Source organism: Priestia sp. J2, assembly GCF_020790095.1.
In the GTDB taxonomy this organism is placed as follows: Bacteria; Bacillota; Bacilli; order Bacillales; family Bacillaceae_H; genus Priestia; species Priestia zanthoxyli.
On record NZ_CP086208.1, the window covers coordinates 3686480 to 3704343 of the forward strand.

At 39.7% G+C, this 17864-nt stretch carries 17 protein-coding genes; 4 read left to right on the forward strand and 13 right to left on the reverse strand.

From position 1 onward, the window contains the following. Positions 1–44: 44 nt before the first annotated feature. The 5 genes from LJY09_RS19145 to LJY09_RS19165 form a co-directional block, all read right to left on the reverse strand. Complete coding sequence (locus LJY09_RS19145) at positions 45–1268, reverse strand: nucleotide sugar dehydrogenase (protein ID WP_042991958.1); 1224 nt, start codon at positions 1266–1268, stop codon at positions 45–47. Then, positions 1261–2787, reverse strand: a complete 1527-nt coding sequence (locus tag LJY09_RS19150; protein ID WP_099331233.1) for a glycosyltransferase family 2 protein — start codon at positions 2785–2787, stop codon at positions 1261–1263. The genes LJY09_RS19145 and LJY09_RS19150 overlap by 8 nt, the downstream gene beginning before the upstream one ends. A 2-nt stretch (positions 2788–2789) precedes the next feature. Then, positions 2790–2990 (reverse strand): hypothetical protein, encoded by a 201-nt coding sequence (locus LJY09_RS19155; RefSeq protein ID WP_014458685.1) that lies wholly within the window; start codon positions 2988–2990, stop codon positions 2790–2792. Positions 2991–3008: 18 nt separating this feature from the next. After that, positions 3009–3356 (reverse strand): DUF2642 domain-containing protein, encoded by a 348-nt coding sequence (locus LJY09_RS19160; protein ID WP_028414998.1) that lies wholly within the window; start codon positions 3354–3356, stop codon positions 3009–3011. Between the two features lie 258 nt (positions 3357–3614). Continuing rightward, positions 3615–4289 carry a C40 family peptidase gene (locus tag LJY09_RS19165; protein ID WP_099331234.1) on the reverse strand — a complete coding sequence of 225 codons (675 nt, stop codon included), beginning with the start codon at positions 4287–4289 and terminating at the stop codon, positions 3615–3617. A gap of 185 nt (positions 4290–4474) precedes the next feature. On the opposite strand from LJY09_RS19165, the gene LJY09_RS19170 reads away from it, so the two are divergent. Beyond that, positions 4475–5764 (forward strand): globin-coupled sensor protein, encoded by a 1290-nt coding sequence (locus tag LJY09_RS19170; protein WP_028415000.1) that lies wholly within the window; start codon positions 4475–4477, stop codon positions 5762–5764. Between the two features lie 40 nt (positions 5765–5804). Here LJY09_RS19170 and LJY09_RS19175 read toward each other — a convergent pair whose 3' ends face one another. The 3 genes from LJY09_RS19175 to LJY09_RS19185 form a co-directional block, all read right to left on the reverse strand. Next, positions 5805–6335, reverse strand: coding sequence for an HTH-type transcriptional regulator Hpr (locus LJY09_RS19175; RefSeq protein WP_028415001.1), 531 nt, complete (start codon positions 6333–6335; stop codon positions 5805–5807). A 195-nt stretch (positions 6336–6530) separates the two neighbouring features. Continuing rightward, positions 6531–7394 (reverse strand): anti-sigma-V factor RsiV, encoded by an 864-nt coding sequence (locus tag LJY09_RS19180; protein WP_098999632.1) that lies wholly within the window; start codon positions 7392–7394, stop codon positions 6531–6533. Beyond that, positions 7391–7891, reverse strand: coding sequence for an RNA polymerase sigma factor SigV (locus LJY09_RS19185; RefSeq protein WP_228307393.1), 501 nt, complete (start codon positions 7889–7891; stop codon positions 7391–7393). Before LJY09_RS19185 ends, LJY09_RS19180 begins: the two co-directional genes overlap by 4 nt. Before the next feature lie 160 nt (positions 7892–8051). Between LJY09_RS19185 and LJY09_RS19190 the strand changes: the two genes are divergently transcribed. After that, a complete protein-coding gene (locus tag LJY09_RS19190) occupies positions 8052–9461 on the forward strand; it encodes a polysaccharide deacetylase family protein (protein WP_098999631.1) in 1410 nt (469 codons plus the stop codon). 28 nt (positions 9462–9489) lie between these two features. Here the strand turns inward: LJY09_RS19190 and LJY09_RS19195 are convergent, their stop codons facing one another. The 3 genes from LJY09_RS19195 to LJY09_RS19205 are packed head-to-tail and all read right to left on the reverse strand — an operon-like array spanning position 9490 to position 13464. Continuing rightward, positions 9490–10605, reverse strand: coding sequence for a GerAB/ArcD/ProY family transporter (locus LJY09_RS19195; RefSeq protein ID WP_028415005.1), 1116 nt, complete (start codon positions 10603–10605; stop codon positions 9490–9492). Positions 10606–10622: 17 nt separating this feature from the next. Continuing rightward, entirely contained in the window at positions 10623–11852 is a 1230-nt protein-coding gene (locus LJY09_RS19200) for a Ger(x)C family spore germination protein (RefSeq protein WP_028415006.1), read from the reverse strand. Beyond that, positions 11842–13464: a spore germination protein gene (locus tag LJY09_RS19205; protein ID WP_028415007.1), complete on the reverse strand. Its 1623-nt coding sequence runs from the start codon at positions 13462–13464 to the stop codon at positions 11842–11844. Before LJY09_RS19205 ends, LJY09_RS19200 begins: the two co-directional genes overlap by 11 nt. Positions 13465–13621: 157 nt before the next feature. Between LJY09_RS19205 and LJY09_RS19210 the strand changes: the two genes are divergently transcribed. Then, positions 13622–13855 carry a YczF family membrane protein gene (locus tag LJY09_RS19210; RefSeq protein ID WP_028415008.1) on the forward strand — a complete coding sequence of 78 codons (234 nt, stop codon included), beginning with the start codon at positions 13622–13624 and terminating at the stop codon, positions 13853–13855. Positions 13856–14022: 167 nt separating this feature from the next. Further along, on the forward strand, positions 14023–15195 hold the full coding sequence (locus tag LJY09_RS19215) for a hypothetical protein (RefSeq protein WP_223546227.1): 1173 nt from the start codon (positions 14023–14025) through the stop codon (positions 15193–15195). A gap of 50 nt (positions 15196–15245) precedes the next feature. On the opposite strand, the gene LJY09_RS19220 is transcribed toward LJY09_RS19215, so the two are convergent. Together LJY09_RS19220 and rocF are read right to left on the reverse strand one after the other, a co-directional pair. Beyond that, positions 15246–16679, reverse strand: a complete 1434-nt coding sequence (locus tag LJY09_RS19220; protein ID WP_028415010.1) for an amino acid permease — start codon at positions 16677–16679, stop codon at positions 15246–15248. Positions 16680–16909: 230 nt separating this feature from the next. Continuing rightward, positions 16910–17809, reverse strand: a complete 900-nt coding sequence (rocF, locus tag LJY09_RS19225) for an arginase (protein WP_228307394.1) — start codon at positions 17807–17809, stop codon at positions 16910–16912. Positions 17810–17864: the final 55 nt, after the last annotated feature.

Below are 17864 nucleotides of genomic sequence, written 5' to 3' on the forward strand. Positions count from 1 at the left end.
TGATATCCCCCCTAAAAAAAGAACCACTGAACAATTCAGCGGTTTCATTCATTTAAAATACCTCTTGTATCCACAACTTTTTTTGCGTATTTTACAATTGACCAATCGATTTGACTGTGATCGGTTAATACAAGTACAATATCGCTTTTTTCAACTTCTTCTTTTGTCAGCGGTACAGAAAAATACGTTTGCTTATTTAATATAGCGGAGTCAATATAAGGGTCATGATACGTCAGCTCATATCCTTTTGCTAAAAGACCTTCACATACCGTCAGCGCCGGCGATTCACGCATATCATTTACATCTTTTTTATACGCCATGCCTACAACAAACACTCGTTTCTCATTTGCTGCCAGCTGCTTTTCAACACGTCTAATCACTTTATTTGGCATTTCTTCATTAATATGATGAGCGGCTTCAATAAGTTCGCTCGTTAAGCCATTTTGCTTTAGTTTCCATAGGAAATAAAGCGGATCAACGGGTATGCAGTGTCCTCCAATTCCAGGACCTGGATAATAAGGAGTGAATCCAAATGGCTTAGTAGATGCAGCTTGTAAGACCTCATAAAAGTCTATTCCTAATTCCTCACACAGCTCGTTTGTTTCGTTCACCAACGAAATATTGACCAGGCGCTGAATGTTTTCAAACAGTTTGCACATTTCTGCTACTTTTGGAGAAGAAACAGGCACCACCTGTTGAAAAATACTTTCATAAAACGTCTGCACGTGATGAAGGCAGTCTTTGCTGTAGCCGCTAATTACTTTTGGAATATGCTCAATATCGTATGATTTGTTTGCCGGATCAACTCGTTCTGGAGAATAAGCTAGATAAAAATCTTTACCTGCCTGTAAGTTGGAATCTTTCAAAATAGGCAACACAACTTCTTCAAGCGTGCCTGGGTAAGTAGAGCTTTCATAAATAACGGTTTGCCCTTTTACCATCTGTTCTTTTAAGAATGCAGATGCGCTAATGACTGGTCCTAGATCGGGGTTATGATTTTCTGTAATAGGAGTTGGCACGGTCACAACTACATAATCGCATGCTTGAAATGCAGAGATACCTTTTTGTAACTCATATGCTTCAAAATTTTTCTCGCTTTGAATCACATCACTATGCACATCTGGAATATAGCTTTTCCCTTGTTTTAGCGCCTCAATTTTTCGTGCGTCAATATCAAGACCAACGACGCTATAGTTTTTCTTTGCAAATAAAAGAGCAAGCGGCAATCCAACATAGCCAAGACCAATAACAGCAACTTTTTTATTCATTCTTCAACACCTCAAACAAGATATCATGTCTTCGTATGTCCGGAAGAAACTCGCCTCTTTCACTTGTTTGGCTAATATAGTATGCAAGGGCCTCAACATAATCTCCTAGAATGCGCTGCGTTGATGCCGCCAAACCTTTGACTTTCATGTGCTCCTTTCGAATCCGGTTCGTTCGCGCCACATCAACAAAATGAACGGGCTGAACCATAAAGCCGTACATAATACTTTTTAATTGAAATAAAGGTGGAATAATAAGAGATTCGTAGCCAACTTTCTCCATTACATCCCGTTTAATTGCATGCGGAATCGCCGTCGTTGTATTGATTGTCAAATCGGGACGTTTGCAAATGATATTAAGAAAATATTTCGCCGCACTTACAGAGTGAATAGGATGCACTTCATCCAGCAGACACTCTAAATTATTAAGCGCTACATCAATTCCTTGATCAGCTGCTTCTAGATACGGACGTAAATTTTCTGCAGAAATGACGATATCCCCATCTACGAACAAGCAAACTTCACCGCTGCTGTACATGGCACCGATTGCTCGAGGTACATTATGTCCAAGCCGCTGCTTGTAATGAAGAACAGTAGCACCCGCTTCAATTGCTCGCTTAACCGTCACTTCATCGGCTCCGTTAGCAACCACGATGATTTCTTCCACTCCTGCTTTTTTCACTTCTTGGATCACGCTTGCAATCGTTTCTTTTTCTTCACCTACTGGAATAACGGCACTGTACTTAACGCCTGCTTTCCGCTTCACGCTTGGTGTATAAGCGGAAACAACTTCTCGGTTTCGATTGCCGTCTGTTAGTCCGCCTCTTATTCCTTTTTCTTCAATAAGATGAGCTAACGCTTTAATGTGATCTCCAATGATATAGTTAGTGGAAATAGGAAAAGGGGAATTGGTAGGAATGGTTTTATGAGTGTTTCGAATCTTGTTTGTATAAATAACGTCTGAAGAACACGGTGCAACAATTGACATTCCTTTTAAAAGAGCAATCGTATGAGCGAGGGGTGGATGAGCTAAGTTTTCGTATCCGATTTTAGCTGCTGATGTTTTTTTGATGGCATGAGGAATAGCTGTTAAGGCTTGAACAGATAAATCTTCACGCTGTAAGCACAAGTTCAGCATATATTTGGCAACAGAAACAGGATGAGGACGCACCTTTCGTTTCATAATCCATGTTAGATTATTTAAAGCGATATCATGACCGGTTTCTATAGCTTGAGTATATTTCATCAGCTCCTCATGAGAAACCGCTATATCTCCGTCCAAAAAAAGCAAAATATCTCCTTTTGCTTTTTTAGCCCCAATGGCTCTTCCAATATTAATACCTAGAGCTTCTTCATAGTAAATGACGCGGCACCCTGCACCCTCGGCTATTGCCTTAGTTGCATCACTAGATCCATTTACTACGACAATAATTTCTAACGGCTTTATTTTTTGAGCTTCTTTAAGCACAGGTAATAATGAATCTTCTTCGTTACAGACTGGAATAATGACTGATACTTTCAATCTCACTCAACTCCGCTGAAAATTCGAACATACGTGATGGCTACTAGTGGGATGGTTACGTCCGTGGGCTCACCATATGAGCTTGATGTACGCACAACAGCCGCTGCGTCCGTAACAGCAAGCAGTGTTCCATTAATAACGTCGATAGCTGTGATGATTTGCACAAATGAACCCACATTTTCTCTTAATGCATCTTGAAACATACTTTTCTCTCCTTTCGTTTAAGCGCTTTGAATAGTAACAATGCTTGTAAATGGAAGTAATACTGTTGATGTTGGAGACTCTACTAATTCTAAATAATCATCTCCTACAAATATCACAACACCTTCTAGTGGACCAGCCGTTGTTTCAATCACAACTTCTTTTCCAATATACTGCTCGGCAATTTCTTTAAAAGGTGATTCTTGAGATTCTTTAATAATATTTATTACGTATTCTTTGAACGTGTCAGAATAAACGACTTCTTCTACCGCTTTCTTTGTGTTTTCCTGAATAAATTCAGCAAATCGATTTGAAAACAACAGGTGTTTTATCTTTTCTACATAGCGACGGTAACAACAAAAAAACATAAATTTTGTTCCTCCTTTTTATACGGTTCTCCCTTCAAATTACCTACAACCATTGACGTAACTTAAGAGATTACTTTACCAATATATACAAGCTTTATCATAAAGGTGACAGAACTTTTATCACATTGTTATACAAATACGCACATGACCAGCCCGTTTTGCATAGGATTATTCCCTACTTCCTCCTACCTATTGAAACCCAAACAAAAAAAGACAAAGCTCCTAAGCTTTGTCTTTTCTTATCTATTAAATGAAGAATCAGTTGGCTGCAATACGCTTTGCTCCTATATAGCGCTCTTTCCAATAGCTTGAATTTTTATCGCTAATTGTAACGCCTTTAGAAGACGATGCGTTAATAAACTTTCCGTCTCCAAGATAAATACCTGCATGAGAAGGACCTTCTTTGTACGTTTCAAAGAACACAAGATCTCCTACCTGCGGTTCACTTACATTTTCACCTGCTTTATAGATATCTTCAACCGTTCTTGGAATATCAACGCCTACGCTTTCTTTATATACATACTGAAGATATCCGCTGCAGTCAAATCCTGAAGGTGTAGTGCCGCCCCATTTGTACGGCGTGCCCATTAAGGATTTTGCTTTGCTGATTACTTTATCCGTATTCACTTCTGATTCGCCTTCTACAACGCCGCCTTTACCTAATGCATTGTATGTATTCTCTCCAACAATTCCATCTGCTTCTAGGTTATGTTTCTCTTGAAAAGCCATAACCGCTTTTTTTGTTTCATAATTAAAATAACGCGATACTTCGCCTTTTAAAAATCCTTTATCTTTTAACACCGTTTTAACTTGTTCAACATCATCATTTGTCATCCCTTGTTTTAAAACCATGTCGCCAAACGCAGCATGTCCCATTGCCGGACTTGCAAATAAAGCTCCTCCTACAAGAAGCGCCGATAGCATTTTTTTCATTTCGTTTCCTCCCCGAATCATGTTTTAAGCACCGTACAACCATACCATCTGCGGATAACAATTCAATTAATAGAAGATAACAATTTGATAACAATCTTTTTAAACAGCCTCAACTCTTGGACGTAAAACGCCGAAATATAAGAAGAAGAGAAAAACAACTATTCTAGCAAATAAAGGTGATAAACATGAATTGGTTTAAACGAAACAACGTGCACGCCGAAGCCGCGGCTGTCGAATCCATCACTGTAAAGCTTCATGTATCGGATCCGATGATAAAAAAGCAGATTAACATGATTTCCTTAACAGCAGAGGATCTCGAACGAATTGCCAGATTTCAAGTTCACGCGCTGAACGCCATCGAAGAAATCGTGAATGATTTTTATAAAGCTATTGGCGAACAGGCTCATTTGGTTGCGATTATCGAAAAGCACAGCAGCGTCCATGCATTAAAACAAACGTTAAAACAGCACATCTTAGAAATGTTTGATGGACAAATAGACGACGCTTTTGTGGTAAAACGTCAAAAAATTTCCAAGATGCACGTTAAAATTGGACTTGAGCCAAACTGGTATTTGTGCGCATTCCAAAATTTATTTACGTCGCTTCTTTCAGTATGTGAACGTACGATGGAATCAAAAGAAGAATGTCTAGCTTTTATCGCAAGTATGACAAAACTTATTAGTCTAGAACAGCAAATTGTGTTAAAAGCCTATGAGCTTGAATATGACGAGCAGCGCGCTGGACTTCAGACTCAAAAAGAGAAAATTCAGCTAGAAATCTCTCGTACATCATCTATCCTTTCTTCGTTATCTGAAGAAACGAAGAAATTTATGAATCAAATGCACAGTCAGTCTTCTGACGTCGTTTCTTATGCAAACAAAAGCTCTGAACTAGCAGAAGTCATTGAGAAGGAATCCGTTACGAGTCAAGCAAAATTAAAAGAAGAACAAAACATGCTTGGAAGCATACAAAAAAATACGTCGCTCATTCAAAACAAAATGAAAACGCTCGAACATACATCACAGCAAATTCATCAAATTGTTTCCATTGTTACTTCTATTGCGGAGCAAACGAATTTATTGGCATTAAACGCTTCGATTGAGTCTGCTCGAGCAGGTGAGCATGGAAAAGGATTTGCAGTGGTGGCACAGGAAGTACGGAAGCTTGCAGAAGAAACGAAGAAATCGATTTCTAATATTTCTACTTTTATCGGAGACATTCAAAAACAAATCGAAAGCGTTTCGGCGTTAGGTGGAGAAGTCGCTACATTAACAAAAGATACAGCTGACAATATGAACAACATTACTTCTTTTTTCACGAACGTCCTTAGCATAACAACCGAGAACAAACAGCAAACCGTTCTAACAAAAAAAGAGCTTGATAAAATCGCTGACGCAATGAAGCAGCTATCTCTGCGGATTGAGAAGATGGCCCATTCCTCAGAAGAACTTGAACGGTTAACTGAAAAAAGTTGATATGCAAAAAAGCCTTCTCAGCTTGCACAAGAAGGCTTTTTTATTTTTTCAAGCTAGCGGGCTCTTGAGAAGAACGTTCGATGAACTGGACAAAATCATCTCCGTATATGCTTCGAATCAGAGCCGTCAGCTCAACAAAGTCAGGCAGCTCTCCATAAACATCTCGCAGCGGCATCGCTCCTTGAAACAAAGGATTTTCAAGAGGGTTATAATCCTCGATCGTTTTTAAAAACATCTTTTTTCCTTCTTCTGTGAGCTGCACGTATGTATTCCGCTTATCTTTCTCATTTTTAGAAAGGGTAAGATAGCCCCGCAGGTGCAATTTTTTTGCAAAGTTAAAAGCTGTGGATAAATGCATGACGCCTAGCTTTGAAATGTCGGTCATCGACGCAATTTCCAGCTGATAAGCAATCCCTAAAATGTGATGCTCATTAATGCTCAGATCGTACGGCTTAACCCACTGTTCCCAATCCTTTTCAGTAGACTTCCAAAGAGCTTTGCTTACTTGCATCACAAGCTGATTAAACAGCATGGCATCTTTAATCGTATCTTGATTTAACGTGCGTTTCACCTCTTCACTTCCTCTCTAGAAATGCAACCGTTCACATCATTTGTCCCTAAGACTTTATAAATAAAAAGAATGAAAATATATACAGAATATTATACATGATTGCTTATATATTTCAACTTATTTTGCATAAAAATAAATTTAAACGTTTCTTTATGTAAAAACCAGGCGTGAACGTTCAGTGTTCACGCCTGGTTTTTAATGAATATACCGTTTACCAACTAGAAGGTTTGAAATAACGTCCGTTGGAATTTCAAACTCAATGTTTCCCATATATCCTGGAGCGACTTTGTATTTATCAAATACAATTCTAAGCTTGTGATCTTTTGTAATGTAGAAGCTTTGATTTTCAGCAATCTCTTTAAAAGGATCCATATCTTCTTCAGTCAGCCAATAGATTTTGCCTTCTTCATGCTTCATTTGATCTTTCATTTGCTGTTTAATATTTTCACTAATGACCTTTATATAGCTTTTATCTTTGAACAAACTTGGAAGCGTAACGAGCACTTCGTGTTTTTTATCAATCGTGTCGTACTGATTAACGCTCGACGTTGAAGCTCTCGATTCTTCCACATATCGATGAACCACAAGCAAATCATCAGTATCCGTCATAATATCATAGCCGCTGCTGACAGCCACGTTTCCTTTCTCTTCTTTTCGTAATGTTTTCATCTCTTTTTTAAACTGTTCATACAGCTGTTCATTTTCTTTTATATACTTTTCATTTAAGTTTGTTTGAAGACCTTTGTTTTCCAAGCCTGAAATCGATGGTGTTTTCACGTCAATACGAGAATGCTTTTCTTCTTGTTTTAGTTCCTCAAATGTAATTACTTCTACTACTTTTCCCAGTACAGGAATTTTTGCCATTGCATTTGCCGCATCTGGACTTACATTCACCGTTGTGATAAAAATCATCGCTGCTGCCGCAATCGAGCTCGGCCAAATATAGAATTTCTTTTTACGAGGGTGTGAAAAAAGTGCCTGTGCAACAACACCATCTAATTCGTCTGGAATAGGAATGTCATGATACTGCTTCTTTAACTTTTCTATTTTTTCATTCATTGTTCTAAGTCCTCCTCCGTCATCGTAATCCGCAACAGGTTCAACGCTCTGTATAGCCTTGTCTTTACTGTATTTAAATTTTCCTCAATGATTTCCGCAATTTCGTCCATTTTTAAATCTTCGAAAAACCGCAGAATAATAATGGTCTTATATTTAACCGGCAGCTGATCCATTGCTTGCTTTAAATCAATATCTTCATACTGATCTTCACGTCCGCTGCTCAGATACTCAAGCTCTTCATCGCCCATAAGCGTTAAACGTTTATGCTTACGCAGGAAATCGATTGCCGTTCGTACAACAATTTTATAAAGCCAGCTTTTAATCGATTGAATATCTTTGATACTGTCTATTGAAATGAGTGCTTTTTTAATCGATTCTTGCACAATATCAAGCGCATCTTCTTGATTTTTTACATAGCTAAAAGCAAGCCGGTAAAAATCTGCTTTGTGCTCGGTTATGCATGCTACGAGCATCTGATGTGCATCGTGTTTTTTCATTGTCTTTCATACCCCTTCTATTTTCTCTTGCTGAAGTACATCTATAAGGTAGACGGAATGAGTAGAAAAATAGTTTGGTTTTTTTTTAAAAAAAGTAAAACTAAATGATGGTCTCATGCGTCTATTAGGTAGATATATACAAAAAGGGGAATATTACTACATGAAAACCATGGGCTACAAACGTATTTTGACACTGCTTGGATGCTGTATTTTGTTTCTTGGTACAGCAGGGTATATCGTCAAAGCAAACAGTACAGAGAAAAAAACGGCAAGTATTCAAACAGATCAAACCTATCCAGACGTTGAAATTCAAACGCTAGTTAAGGACCTTACCGACGGAGGCTATGCCATTAGCTACCCTTCCTTTGGTAAAAAAGAAATTGATCAATCCATTCAAGCTTACGTAATAGATCAAGTGGCACACTATGAAAAAAAGCTGAAGAAGCAGTCAAAAAAGAAAAAATCTGAATTAACGATTACATATAAAATCGTCCATTACAGCAAGCAAACGCTAAGTGTTGTCTTTGATGAATATGAATCTATAAATGGAGAGAAAGGAACGTCTTCTCTCAAAACCTTTACATTTGACCTGCCTGCTCAAAAACAAATGACGTTAAAGGATTTATTTAACGAGAATGCAAACTATTTAGATCGCCTTTCGGCTATTTCATATGCTGAATTAAAAAAACAAATGAAAAAAGCTGATTTTGACCCGGGCCTTCAAAAAGGAACTCAGGCAGCCAATCAAAATTTCAGTCAGTTTGCGCTGCTTGAAAACAGTATTGTGATCTACTTTAAGCCTTATCAGCTAGGTGCTGAACAAACGAAAACCAAAACAATCGCTATCCAAAAAGATTTATTTAAAGACATGCTGAGCGATGCTTACAAAGACGAAGCAGCAAATAAAAATAAAGTCAAAGAAACGCCTCCAAAACATATCGTTAACGAAATACCGCAGCAAGGAGCGCCTATTGATCCAACTAAAAAAGTCGTTGCGATGACCTTTGATGATGGACCTAACCCTGCATCTACCAATGTGATTTTAGATGGATTAAAAGAAGTGAACGGACACGCTACCTTTTTTGTGTTAGGAAGCCGCGTTCAATATTATCCTGAAACAATCGAACGTATGGTGAAGGAAGGCAACGAAGTCGGAAATCACTCTTGGGACCACCCTCAGCTCACACGTTTAAATGAAGCGCAGGTCAAACACCAAATAGGCGATACCCAAGCCCTTATTAAACAAGTGAGCGGCTATGAACCACTGCATGTACGTCCTCCTTATGGAGCTGTGAATGCAAATGTAAGACGTTATGTCGGAAATGTTGGCGTGACTCTATGGGATATCGATCCTGAAGACTGGAAATATCGAAACGTTCCTCACTCCGTTCAAGCAGTTATGAGCCAAGTCGGAGACGGAAAAGTTATTTTAATGCATGATATTTATCAAACAAGTGCCGAAGCAGCGGTTGAAATTATGAAGCAGCTTCACGCACAAGGATATCAGCTTGTTACGATTTCACAGCTAGAACAAGTAAAAAAAGAGCGGGAACAGCTGCACTTGCAGTAGAAGATCGCAGACGAATGCGCTGCAGCCATTAGGATGGCTGCAGCGCTTTTGTTTTTTTTATGCGATGTTTAATAAAGGCTATACAGAGCAGCGTAAGCGGAATCACTACGTGAAAAGGGATAAAAAGTAGCACCGGCATAATCGTTAAGCCTTCTTTTAAATGCTCTTGAAAATTACTTGCAATCGTCAGAGAAAAAAATAAAATCACCGTGCCAACAGGATATGTCAGCGCAGAAGGTCGTTTTACCTTAAACAGCGTGGAAAGCCCCACAATTACCGCGTAAAAAAAGACGCTGATTTTAACAAACCCTCCAATGACTAACGCAATCATAAAAAACACGTCTAGCCGCTCTAAAAAATCAGCTACTCTAATGCTCTCTACCGTACTTAAAAGCGGAAAGACCGACCTGTTAGTCAACCCTATCCCTAATACACTCACGTTGATCGCCATTGTAATTGCTAAATTAATGCCGCTTAGTACAATGCCGCAAAGGCCTACAAGCTTTACTTTTTTAGGATCTTTTACATATGGAAAAATCATCGTAAACACAACAGCTTCTCCATACGGAATATACAGAGTCTGAGTGGCGACTGTTTTTAAAACCGGCCAAATCCCATCTCCAAGTATCGGTTTTAAAGAAGTAAAATCAATTAATCCTGAAACAAAAATAAGCACAAATCCTGCTACAGCCAAGATATACATCAAAATAAACATGAGCTCTCCTGCCCGAGCCACTACTTCAAGTCCTTTGTGCACAGTATAAATAATCAACAGCATCAGCATCGCGTTCACGACAAACAAAGGGCTGTCGGGGTAGCCAAATGTCAGCAGCATTTCTCCAAAATCACGAAGTACGCGAGCGGCAGCATATGAAAAATGAAGCAAATATAAAAAAGCAAGTGCAGATCCCAAGACTTTCCCTAGCAGCTTTTGCATGTATTCTGTCGGCAGCATGTTAGGATAGTACCTATACAGCCGGTAGTAAATGAGGTAAAGCAATAAGCTCCCAAACATACCGAGTAAAATAGCAAGCCAGGCGTCTTGTTTTGCATCCATTGCAAGCGGAATGAGCAATGCGCTTCCATGTTCAAAAAGGACGATTAAAATAAAAAACTGCACAGAGCTAATTTTCACTTTTTCCACTCATTGCTCCCTCCTGTTTACTGGCGTTGTTTTACCGCATCAGACATAAACGACTTGTTTCGCAAACCTGCTCGTCTTACATACGCTTCTACTTTCACATCCATCTCCACTTCAGGAAAATACACATCGCTCCACTCATGCTGAAGCCTTTTCCACTGCCTCGGATAATTTTCGTGCACGACTTCTCCAAATCCCACAACATCCGTCTGTTTTTTTTGAGCAAAAGCAAACGCTTCTTTTATTTCGTTTTCAATCGCTGCTTCTATTTTTTTTTCAATATCAAGAATCACAAATGGATTTTTAATATCTATAGGTACTTCCATTTCACCAATATCTCCTTCTACTCTAGTTCGTACAATCATCTTTGGTTTGCCGTTTACCATATTTGCACTCACGTTTGTTCGCTGACGGACGACTTGATAAGCAATGGCTTTCTTTTTATCTTTCCATGAAATATTCACATCTGTTCCCTGCACTTTATCCCGCAGCCACATCACGCCTCGCGCTTTTTTTCCATATAAAAATGTAATCAACTTCCCATCTTTAAACATGCCGAGTCCTTCTGCACGAAGAGTCGATTCAGGAGCAGTTTGCTGAAGATTTTGCAGCGTTTGGGCTTTTTGAGCGCTACCTCTTATTCCAAACCCTGACATCAGCGCTTGACTTCCCGGGGATTCAAGGTTTTTCATAACTTCTTGAGCCGATACTTTCATATGTTCTCCCCACTTTTGTTCGGTGAGTTCCAGCGTTTTAAGGACTTTATTAGCTGGAATTTTATCAATTGGCGTAAGAGATTTTACAAAACTGGAAGCTTTTACGCCGTTTGCAATGACCATATCAGATGTAATTCGAAATTCCGGATCTCGGTCAATGCCATCAATAATAACATCAATGCCCTCCGTTCTCGCTAAGCTTTCTCCGATCACAATTAAGTTTGTATGAGCGTAGTACAGTCTTCTTGATACCGTGCTCGATGCTCTTCTGCTTGCTTCTACTAAGTTTGCGCCTTTTGCTCCGTATACGGAAACAGACGGACTTTGGGTACCACCCCCGCCGCCTTGAAGACCGCCGGCTACGTTACCTGGATTAATAATTTGTAGCGTGATTTGATACTGACCATCTTTTGTTTTATCAATTCCCATCGCTGCGACAATCGCTAAATCGGTTAATTCCTTACTGCTCCAGCAGCTTGAAAGGATGCAAATCGAAAATGCCATAACTGTACATAAAAGCCCTTTACGCATCACTTTGATCGCCTTCTTTCACCGTAGTGTTTGCCATTCCCCGGCTTTTAGGAGGCATTGGGCGCTGGTTGTCTCCTTCTCTCACCATATTTCCACTACTGATGAGCCTTGGTCTTTGTCTAAGCGTCCACCATGGCATGCGAACAATGGTATCACCTGAATTGCTCGGAATAAATGGAGCAAGAGGCGTCATGTATGGAACACCGAATGAACGAAGACTGCAGAGATGAACAATCATCATTAAAAAGCACAGGATAATGCCATAAAACCCGAAAGTAGCCGCTGCAATCATAAAAACAAAGCGAATGAGCCGAGCAGAAATCGCAATGGCAAATGAAGGCGTCGCAAAGCTTGCAATCGCCGTCATCGCTACAACAATAACCATCGCTGGAGATACAATCCCTGCTTGAACCGATGCTTGCCCAATCACGAGCGCTCCTACAATTGAAACTGCAGAACCGATCGCCCTTGGAAGTCGAATACCAGCTTCTCGCAAAATTTCAAATGTGACTTCCATAATGAGCGCTTCAACCAAGGAAGGAAACGGAACATCTTCCCGCTGTGCAGCAATGGCGATGAGCAGCTTCGTCGGAACCATTTCTTGATGAAAAGTTGTGATCGCTACATACGTAGCCGGTGCAATCAGTGAAATAAAAAAAATAAGAATGCGTAAAAAACGAATCGACGTGGCAATATCAAAGCGCGAATAATAATCTTCAGGAGACTGAAAAAACTGAATGAAGACAGCAGGTGCAATCAGCACGAATGGCGTTCCGTCTACAAAAATCGCAATACGCCCTTCTAAGAGATTTCCTGCAACGATATCGGGACGCTCCGTGTGATACATTGTAGGAAAAGTAGTGTACGTTTGGTCTTCAATAAGCTGCTCTACATAGCCTGATTCTAAAATGCTATCGATATTAATTTGGTTAAGACGCTTCTTTACTTCTTTTACGATTTTGTCATTGGCAATCCCATTAATGTACATCATTGAAACGTCTGTCTGCGTTACTTTCCCAATCTTCATCGTTTCTACCCATAAGTCAGGCGATTTGATAATTCGCCTGACCATGGGCATGTTTTTAGCAATCGATTCCGTAAACCCTTCCTTAGAACCCCGAACGACAAGCTGTGTAGTCGGTTCTTGAATGGAACGCCACTCCCCGCCTTTCGTACCTGCACTCATCGCATGGTTGTTTCCATCTATCAAGATAAGCGTGTCTCCTGACATCAAGGCGGGAAACACTTCACTCCACGTATGTAAAATCGCAATGTCTCCAATTCCTACTACATCTTCTTTTAATAACGTAAAAGCATTTTGAGGTGTTATTGGTTCAGAAAACACGTCATCTTTCATCATGGTGTCTACTAAAAGCTCTTGGATAGACTGATTGTCTACAATTCCGTCTATATAGATAACAGCGGCTTGAATGGCTGCCCTTTCCCCAATTTTTATATAGCGGATCACCATATCCGAGCTGTTCCCCGTTCGCTTTTTTATGTTAGCTATATTACCTTCAAGCGACTGCATCAGCAGTTCTTGTTCCTCTGGTAGCGAACCTTCTGTTTCCTTTTTATTGTCTTTGCTTTTTTTATTTTTAAATAAAGAAGGCACGATTAAAAACACCTTTCTTTTCTTTTTTTTAGCTTTTTCCAAATAAATGCTTTGTATGCAATTTTTAATAGAACAATCAAAGCGTAAGACCAAAAAAATAACAAAAACTATCAGTAGAATGTTTTTAAGAAAAAAATAAAAACGGAGAGTGAGACATATGAAAATCGTTTGGATATCAGCTTTGCTGTTAGGATGCTTAATGGGATTTTCTATCGGTGTGGATATGATGCAAGGATTTAGTTTTTCCATGGCCTTGCAAAATGCCTACAGTCCGTTTCGTGTTATGGAGTTTGCTGAATTATTTGTCCTTTTTTTCCTTTTGTTCTGTTTTGTAGTTGAAGTATTTTACCGCTCATTCAAAGTAAAAAAAGCAAAACAGCAGCAAAAATAAAACTCCGTAAAAAACACATATTTCTCCTTTTTACCACCTATTCTCCTTTCCATTTAAATGTTATAATTTTCATAATTGGAGAAACTTTTACACGCCTTTCTTCATGGAAAGCTGTACGCTTAAACTACAAAATAAATATTAACTTTGAACTAAAAGGTGAAGAAATGATGAAAAAAAAATTAGCCGTTATTAGTACAGCTTGCTTACTTATTCTTGCAAGTGACCCCATCTCTTCTTATGCTACTCCTGATTCCCCGGATTCCTCTTCCGATGTTTTGGACCAGTCAACGGACGTGGATACAACTGAAGATGTAAAAGCTATTTTTGACTCTCTCTATCAAGAAGGCTATTCGCTCGGAGAAGAAGATGGATACGCACAGAAAAAATTCGAGCAGTTCGATCAAACAACAGGACTGGACAAATCTTCTGAAGAATTCACGTGGTTTATGATGGGGTATACGGTAGGATATAAAAAAGGACAGCAGCAAAAAGAGGAAGAACTCAAGACTGAACAAGAAAATGAAATGGCTGCCGGCGAAGAGGAAGGCTATCAGCAAGGCGTCCTTGATTACAAACATGCTACTATTCAATCGGAAATCGACCCTTTCCCTTCTAAGTCATCCGACTGGAATAAAGGTTATGTTCAAGGCTACAAAAAAGCTATTTCTTTAATGGACCTATCTGTTAAAGCAAAAAAAGAAGGCTATGAACAAGGTCTTGAAAATGATTCGATGAGTGTTCCCAGCATGTATGATGATGAGGATGTCACACGTCAGGCTTTTACAGAAGGCTTTGAAACCGCTCAAGCCGAAGTACTGAATCAGCAAAAAAAGCAGTTTGAAAAGCAAGGCTACGTACAAGGCTATCACGACCTTCCACTCGAAGTACCTGCAGAAGCAGAGGGCGAATTGCAAACAGCCTTTGAACAAGGATATGAAAAAGGACAGAAACAAAAACAAAAAGACGTAAAAGCAGATGGATACGACTCAGCTTTCACTTATCAGACCTATAGAGCGCCTAAAAGTCTTCAGGACAAGCCTCAACTAGAAAAATGGTACAAAGCAGGTTTTTATTCGAATAAAGATGTGAAATCTTTACAGCAAAAAGCTTATAAAGACGGCTGGAAACTAGGAAAAGAAATGAGCGTTCCGAAAAAATACAAGCAAAATAAAGCTGCGGTGGCGATGTACAAGAAATATTTTGAACAAGGCCAAAAAAAGCAGGATAAAACAGTGAGTCATATCCTGCTCGGCAGCGGTATCGTTCTTACACTGCTTGCCCTTATCACGCTATGGAGACTTCGCCGCCGTAAAAATGAAGATACAACACTAGATAGCTAAAGACAAGTACATAAAAAACCCGAAAAATCATGATTTTTCGGGTTTTTATGTTAAATAATCATTCGTTTATTTTCCGCAAGCTGAACTTCTTGCTCCTGTTTTGACTGATTTTGTTTTCGAATTTTCAAATAATAATAAACATAACAGCCTATAAAGAAGATACCTCCGCAGTATAACGCCATTCGCTGCTCAGGATCAAACGCAAGACTGATCATAACAATACAGTTCGTAATAAGCGCTACGATAGGCAGAACCGGATAAAGAGGTGTTCTAAATTTCAGATCTTCTACTTTTCCACCTTTAGCCACGTAAGCACGACGGAATGCAAGCAGTGAAGCTGTAATCGCAATCCAGCCAATTTGAGCGCCAAGTCCAGCGAGTGAAATCAGCCATACGAAAACGGTTTTAGCTGCCACTACGCTTGAAAGCAGCGAAAAGCATGAAATCACAAGCGTAATTAATAGTGCATTAAACGGTACACCTCTTTTGTTGACTTTTCCAAGCGCAGGACTTGCCATTCCTTCTCTTGAAAGAGAATAAAGCATACGTGTAGCCGCGTAAAACCCAGAGTTTGCGACTGAAAGAAGAGCTGTTAAAATGATAAAGTTCATAATATCCGCCGCGTAAGGTACACCTACACTATCTAACACAACAACAAACGGGCTTTCTACAACGCCTGCTTTTTCACGAGGAATCATGCTTGCTAAGACAAACACGGATAAGACGAAAAAGAAAAGCGTACGCCAAACCGTTTGCTTGATCGCTTTTGGAATTGTTTTTTCCGGATTTTCACTTTCTCCCGCCGCAATTCCAATCAATTCTGTTCCTTGAAACGAAAAGTTCACCGTAATCATTGTAATCAGTAAAGCCGTTACACCGTTTGGAAACAGCCCTTCGGCAAAGAAGTTTGATAGAAGCGGTGCTTCCTGTCCGCTTTTCATATCAATAAGTCCAAACATTGCCGCTCCGCCTACCACAATAAACATAATGATGGCGAAAATTTTAACGCTTGAAAACCAAAATTCTGTTTCACCAAATGCTTTGGCTGAAAGTGCATTTAGTGAAAAAATTAACGCTCCAAAAATGGCGCACCATAACCAAACGGGCGAGCCTGGGAACCATCTTTGCATTAATTGTCCGGCAGCTAAAAACTCAAGTGCCACCGTTACTGCCCATCCTAGCCAGTACAGCCATCCAATCGCAAAACCTGTTGCAGGGCCGATAAATTTAGTGGAGTACGTTTGAAACGATCCTGCAACTGGCATAGCAACGGATAATTCTCCAAGACACAGCATCGTTAGATACATAATGATCCCTCCTACTAAGTAGGAAATCATTGCTCCCATCGGACCTGCTTCATTGATGGTATAACCTGAACCAAGAAAAAAACCGGTACCAATACATCCTCCTAGTGATATCATAAAAAGATGCCTTGTTTTCATCGTTCTTTTTAATTCTCCTGGCTGTCCCTGTGGAATATTCATCCCATTTCCTCCCTTTGCTGCACAAAAATGAAATCGCTTTCATTTTTTTAGGTTTATTTTGTTTTTATAGCCGCTTATTAGGCAGCTCTTCCTGACTGAAGTCAATTGGTGCCGGATGATTTTCAAATGGCGCCACCCCCGTAACGAAGATGGCAGCCGCTTAGTCCTGCATGACCGTTTCTTGGATCACAACAGATTTTCTCCACACGATACCTGTAAGTAGCTTTTTCCTATAAAAGCTTATCGCCAAACAATGAACTCATTAACGCAACCGCTACTTCTGCAGTTTTGTTATGCTGATCTAAAATGGGGTTCACTTCTACAAATTCAGCAGATGTCACCATGTCTGCTTCCGCTAGCATTTCCATTGCTAAATGACTTTCTCGGTAGCTGATGCCGCCTTTTACAGGTGTACCTACGCCTGGTGCATCATCTGGATCTAAGCCGTCTAAGTCCAGCGACAGGTGCACACCGTCTGTACCGCTTAAATAATCAATCGTTTCTTTCATCACTTGCGTCATACCTAAACGATCAATTTCATGCATCGTATACACTTTAATTCCTTTTTCTTTAATTAACTCTTTTTCACCATCATCTAGTGAGCGTGCACCGACAATAACTAGATTTTCAGGTTTAATTTTTGGTGTATACCCTCCAATATTTAAAAGTACCGGATGTCCAATACCCAGGCTCACCGCTAACGGCATGCCGTGAATATTCCCTGATGGAGATGTTTCAGCGGTGTTTAAATCACCATGAGCATCATACCAAATAACGCCTAAATTTTCTGAACCTTTCGCCACTCCTGCAAGCGTTCCAATTGCAATACTGTGATCTCCGCCTAATATTAACGGAAAGCGGTCTTGCTCTTTCACTTCTTCAACTCTTGCAGCAAGCTGTTCATTTCCGCTGGCTACAGCCGCTAAGTTTTTCAAATTCGTATTTTTATCCACGTCTGCCCGTTCTTTAATCTCTACTTTAATATCGCCTTCATCATGTACGGTATAGCCAAGAGCTTCTAAGCGTGTATTCATGCCCGCATAGCGGATTGCGCTCGGCCCCATGTCTACGCCCCTTCTTGTTTGCCCGTAATCCATTGGTACACCGATAATTGAAATTTCTTTTTTCATTTTCTATACCTCCGTTGCATGTTAGTCTGTGTGAAGTAAACATAGGCGTTTATTT

Bases quoted from the DNA above. Each gene is read 5' to 3' on its own strand.
- LJY09_RS19185 (WP_228307393.1), bottom strand. From the start codon at position 7,891: ATGAAAAAACACGATGCACATCAGATGCTCGTAGCATGCATAACCGAG.
- LJY09_RS19170 (WP_028415000.1), top strand. From the start codon at position 4,475: ATGAATTGGTTTAAACGAAACAACGTGCACGCCGAAGCCGCGGCTGTC.
- LJY09_RS19155 (WP_014458685.1), bottom strand. From the start codon at position 2,990: ATGTTTCAAGATGCATTAAGAGAAAATGTGGGTTCATTTGTGCAAATC.
- LJY09_RS19220 (WP_028415010.1), bottom strand. From the start codon at position 16,679: ATGAATATTCCACAGGGACAGCCAGGAGAATTAAAAAGAACGATGAAA.
- LJY09_RS19145 (WP_042991958.1), bottom strand. From the start codon at position 1,268: ATGAATAAAAAAGTTGCTGTTATTGGTCTTGGCTATGTTGGATTGCCG.
- LJY09_RS19180 (WP_098999632.1), bottom strand. From the start codon at position 7,394: ATGAATGAAAAAATAGAAAAGTTAAAGAAGCAGTATCATGACATTCCT.
- rocF (WP_228307394.1), bottom strand. From the start codon at position 17,809: ATGAAAAAAGAAATTTCAATTATCGGTGTACCAATGGATTACGGGCAA.
- LJY09_RS19165 (WP_099331234.1), bottom strand. From the start codon at position 4,289: ATGAAAAAAATGCTATCGGCGCTTCTTGTAGGAGGAGCTTTATTTGCA.
- LJY09_RS19160 (WP_028414998.1), bottom strand. From the start codon at position 3,356: ATGTTTTTTTGTTGTTACCGTCGCTATGTAGAAAAGATAAAACACCTG.
- LJY09_RS19210 (WP_028415008.1), top strand. From the start codon at position 13,622: ATGAAAATCGTTTGGATATCAGCTTTGCTGTTAGGATGCTTAATGGGA.
- LJY09_RS19190 (WP_098999631.1), top strand. From the start codon at position 8,052: ATGAAAACCATGGGCTACAAACGTATTTTGACACTGCTTGGATGCTGT.
- LJY09_RS19215 (WP_223546227.1), top strand. From the start codon at position 14,023: ATGAAAAAAAAATTAGCCGTTATTAGTACAGCTTGCTTACTTATTCTT.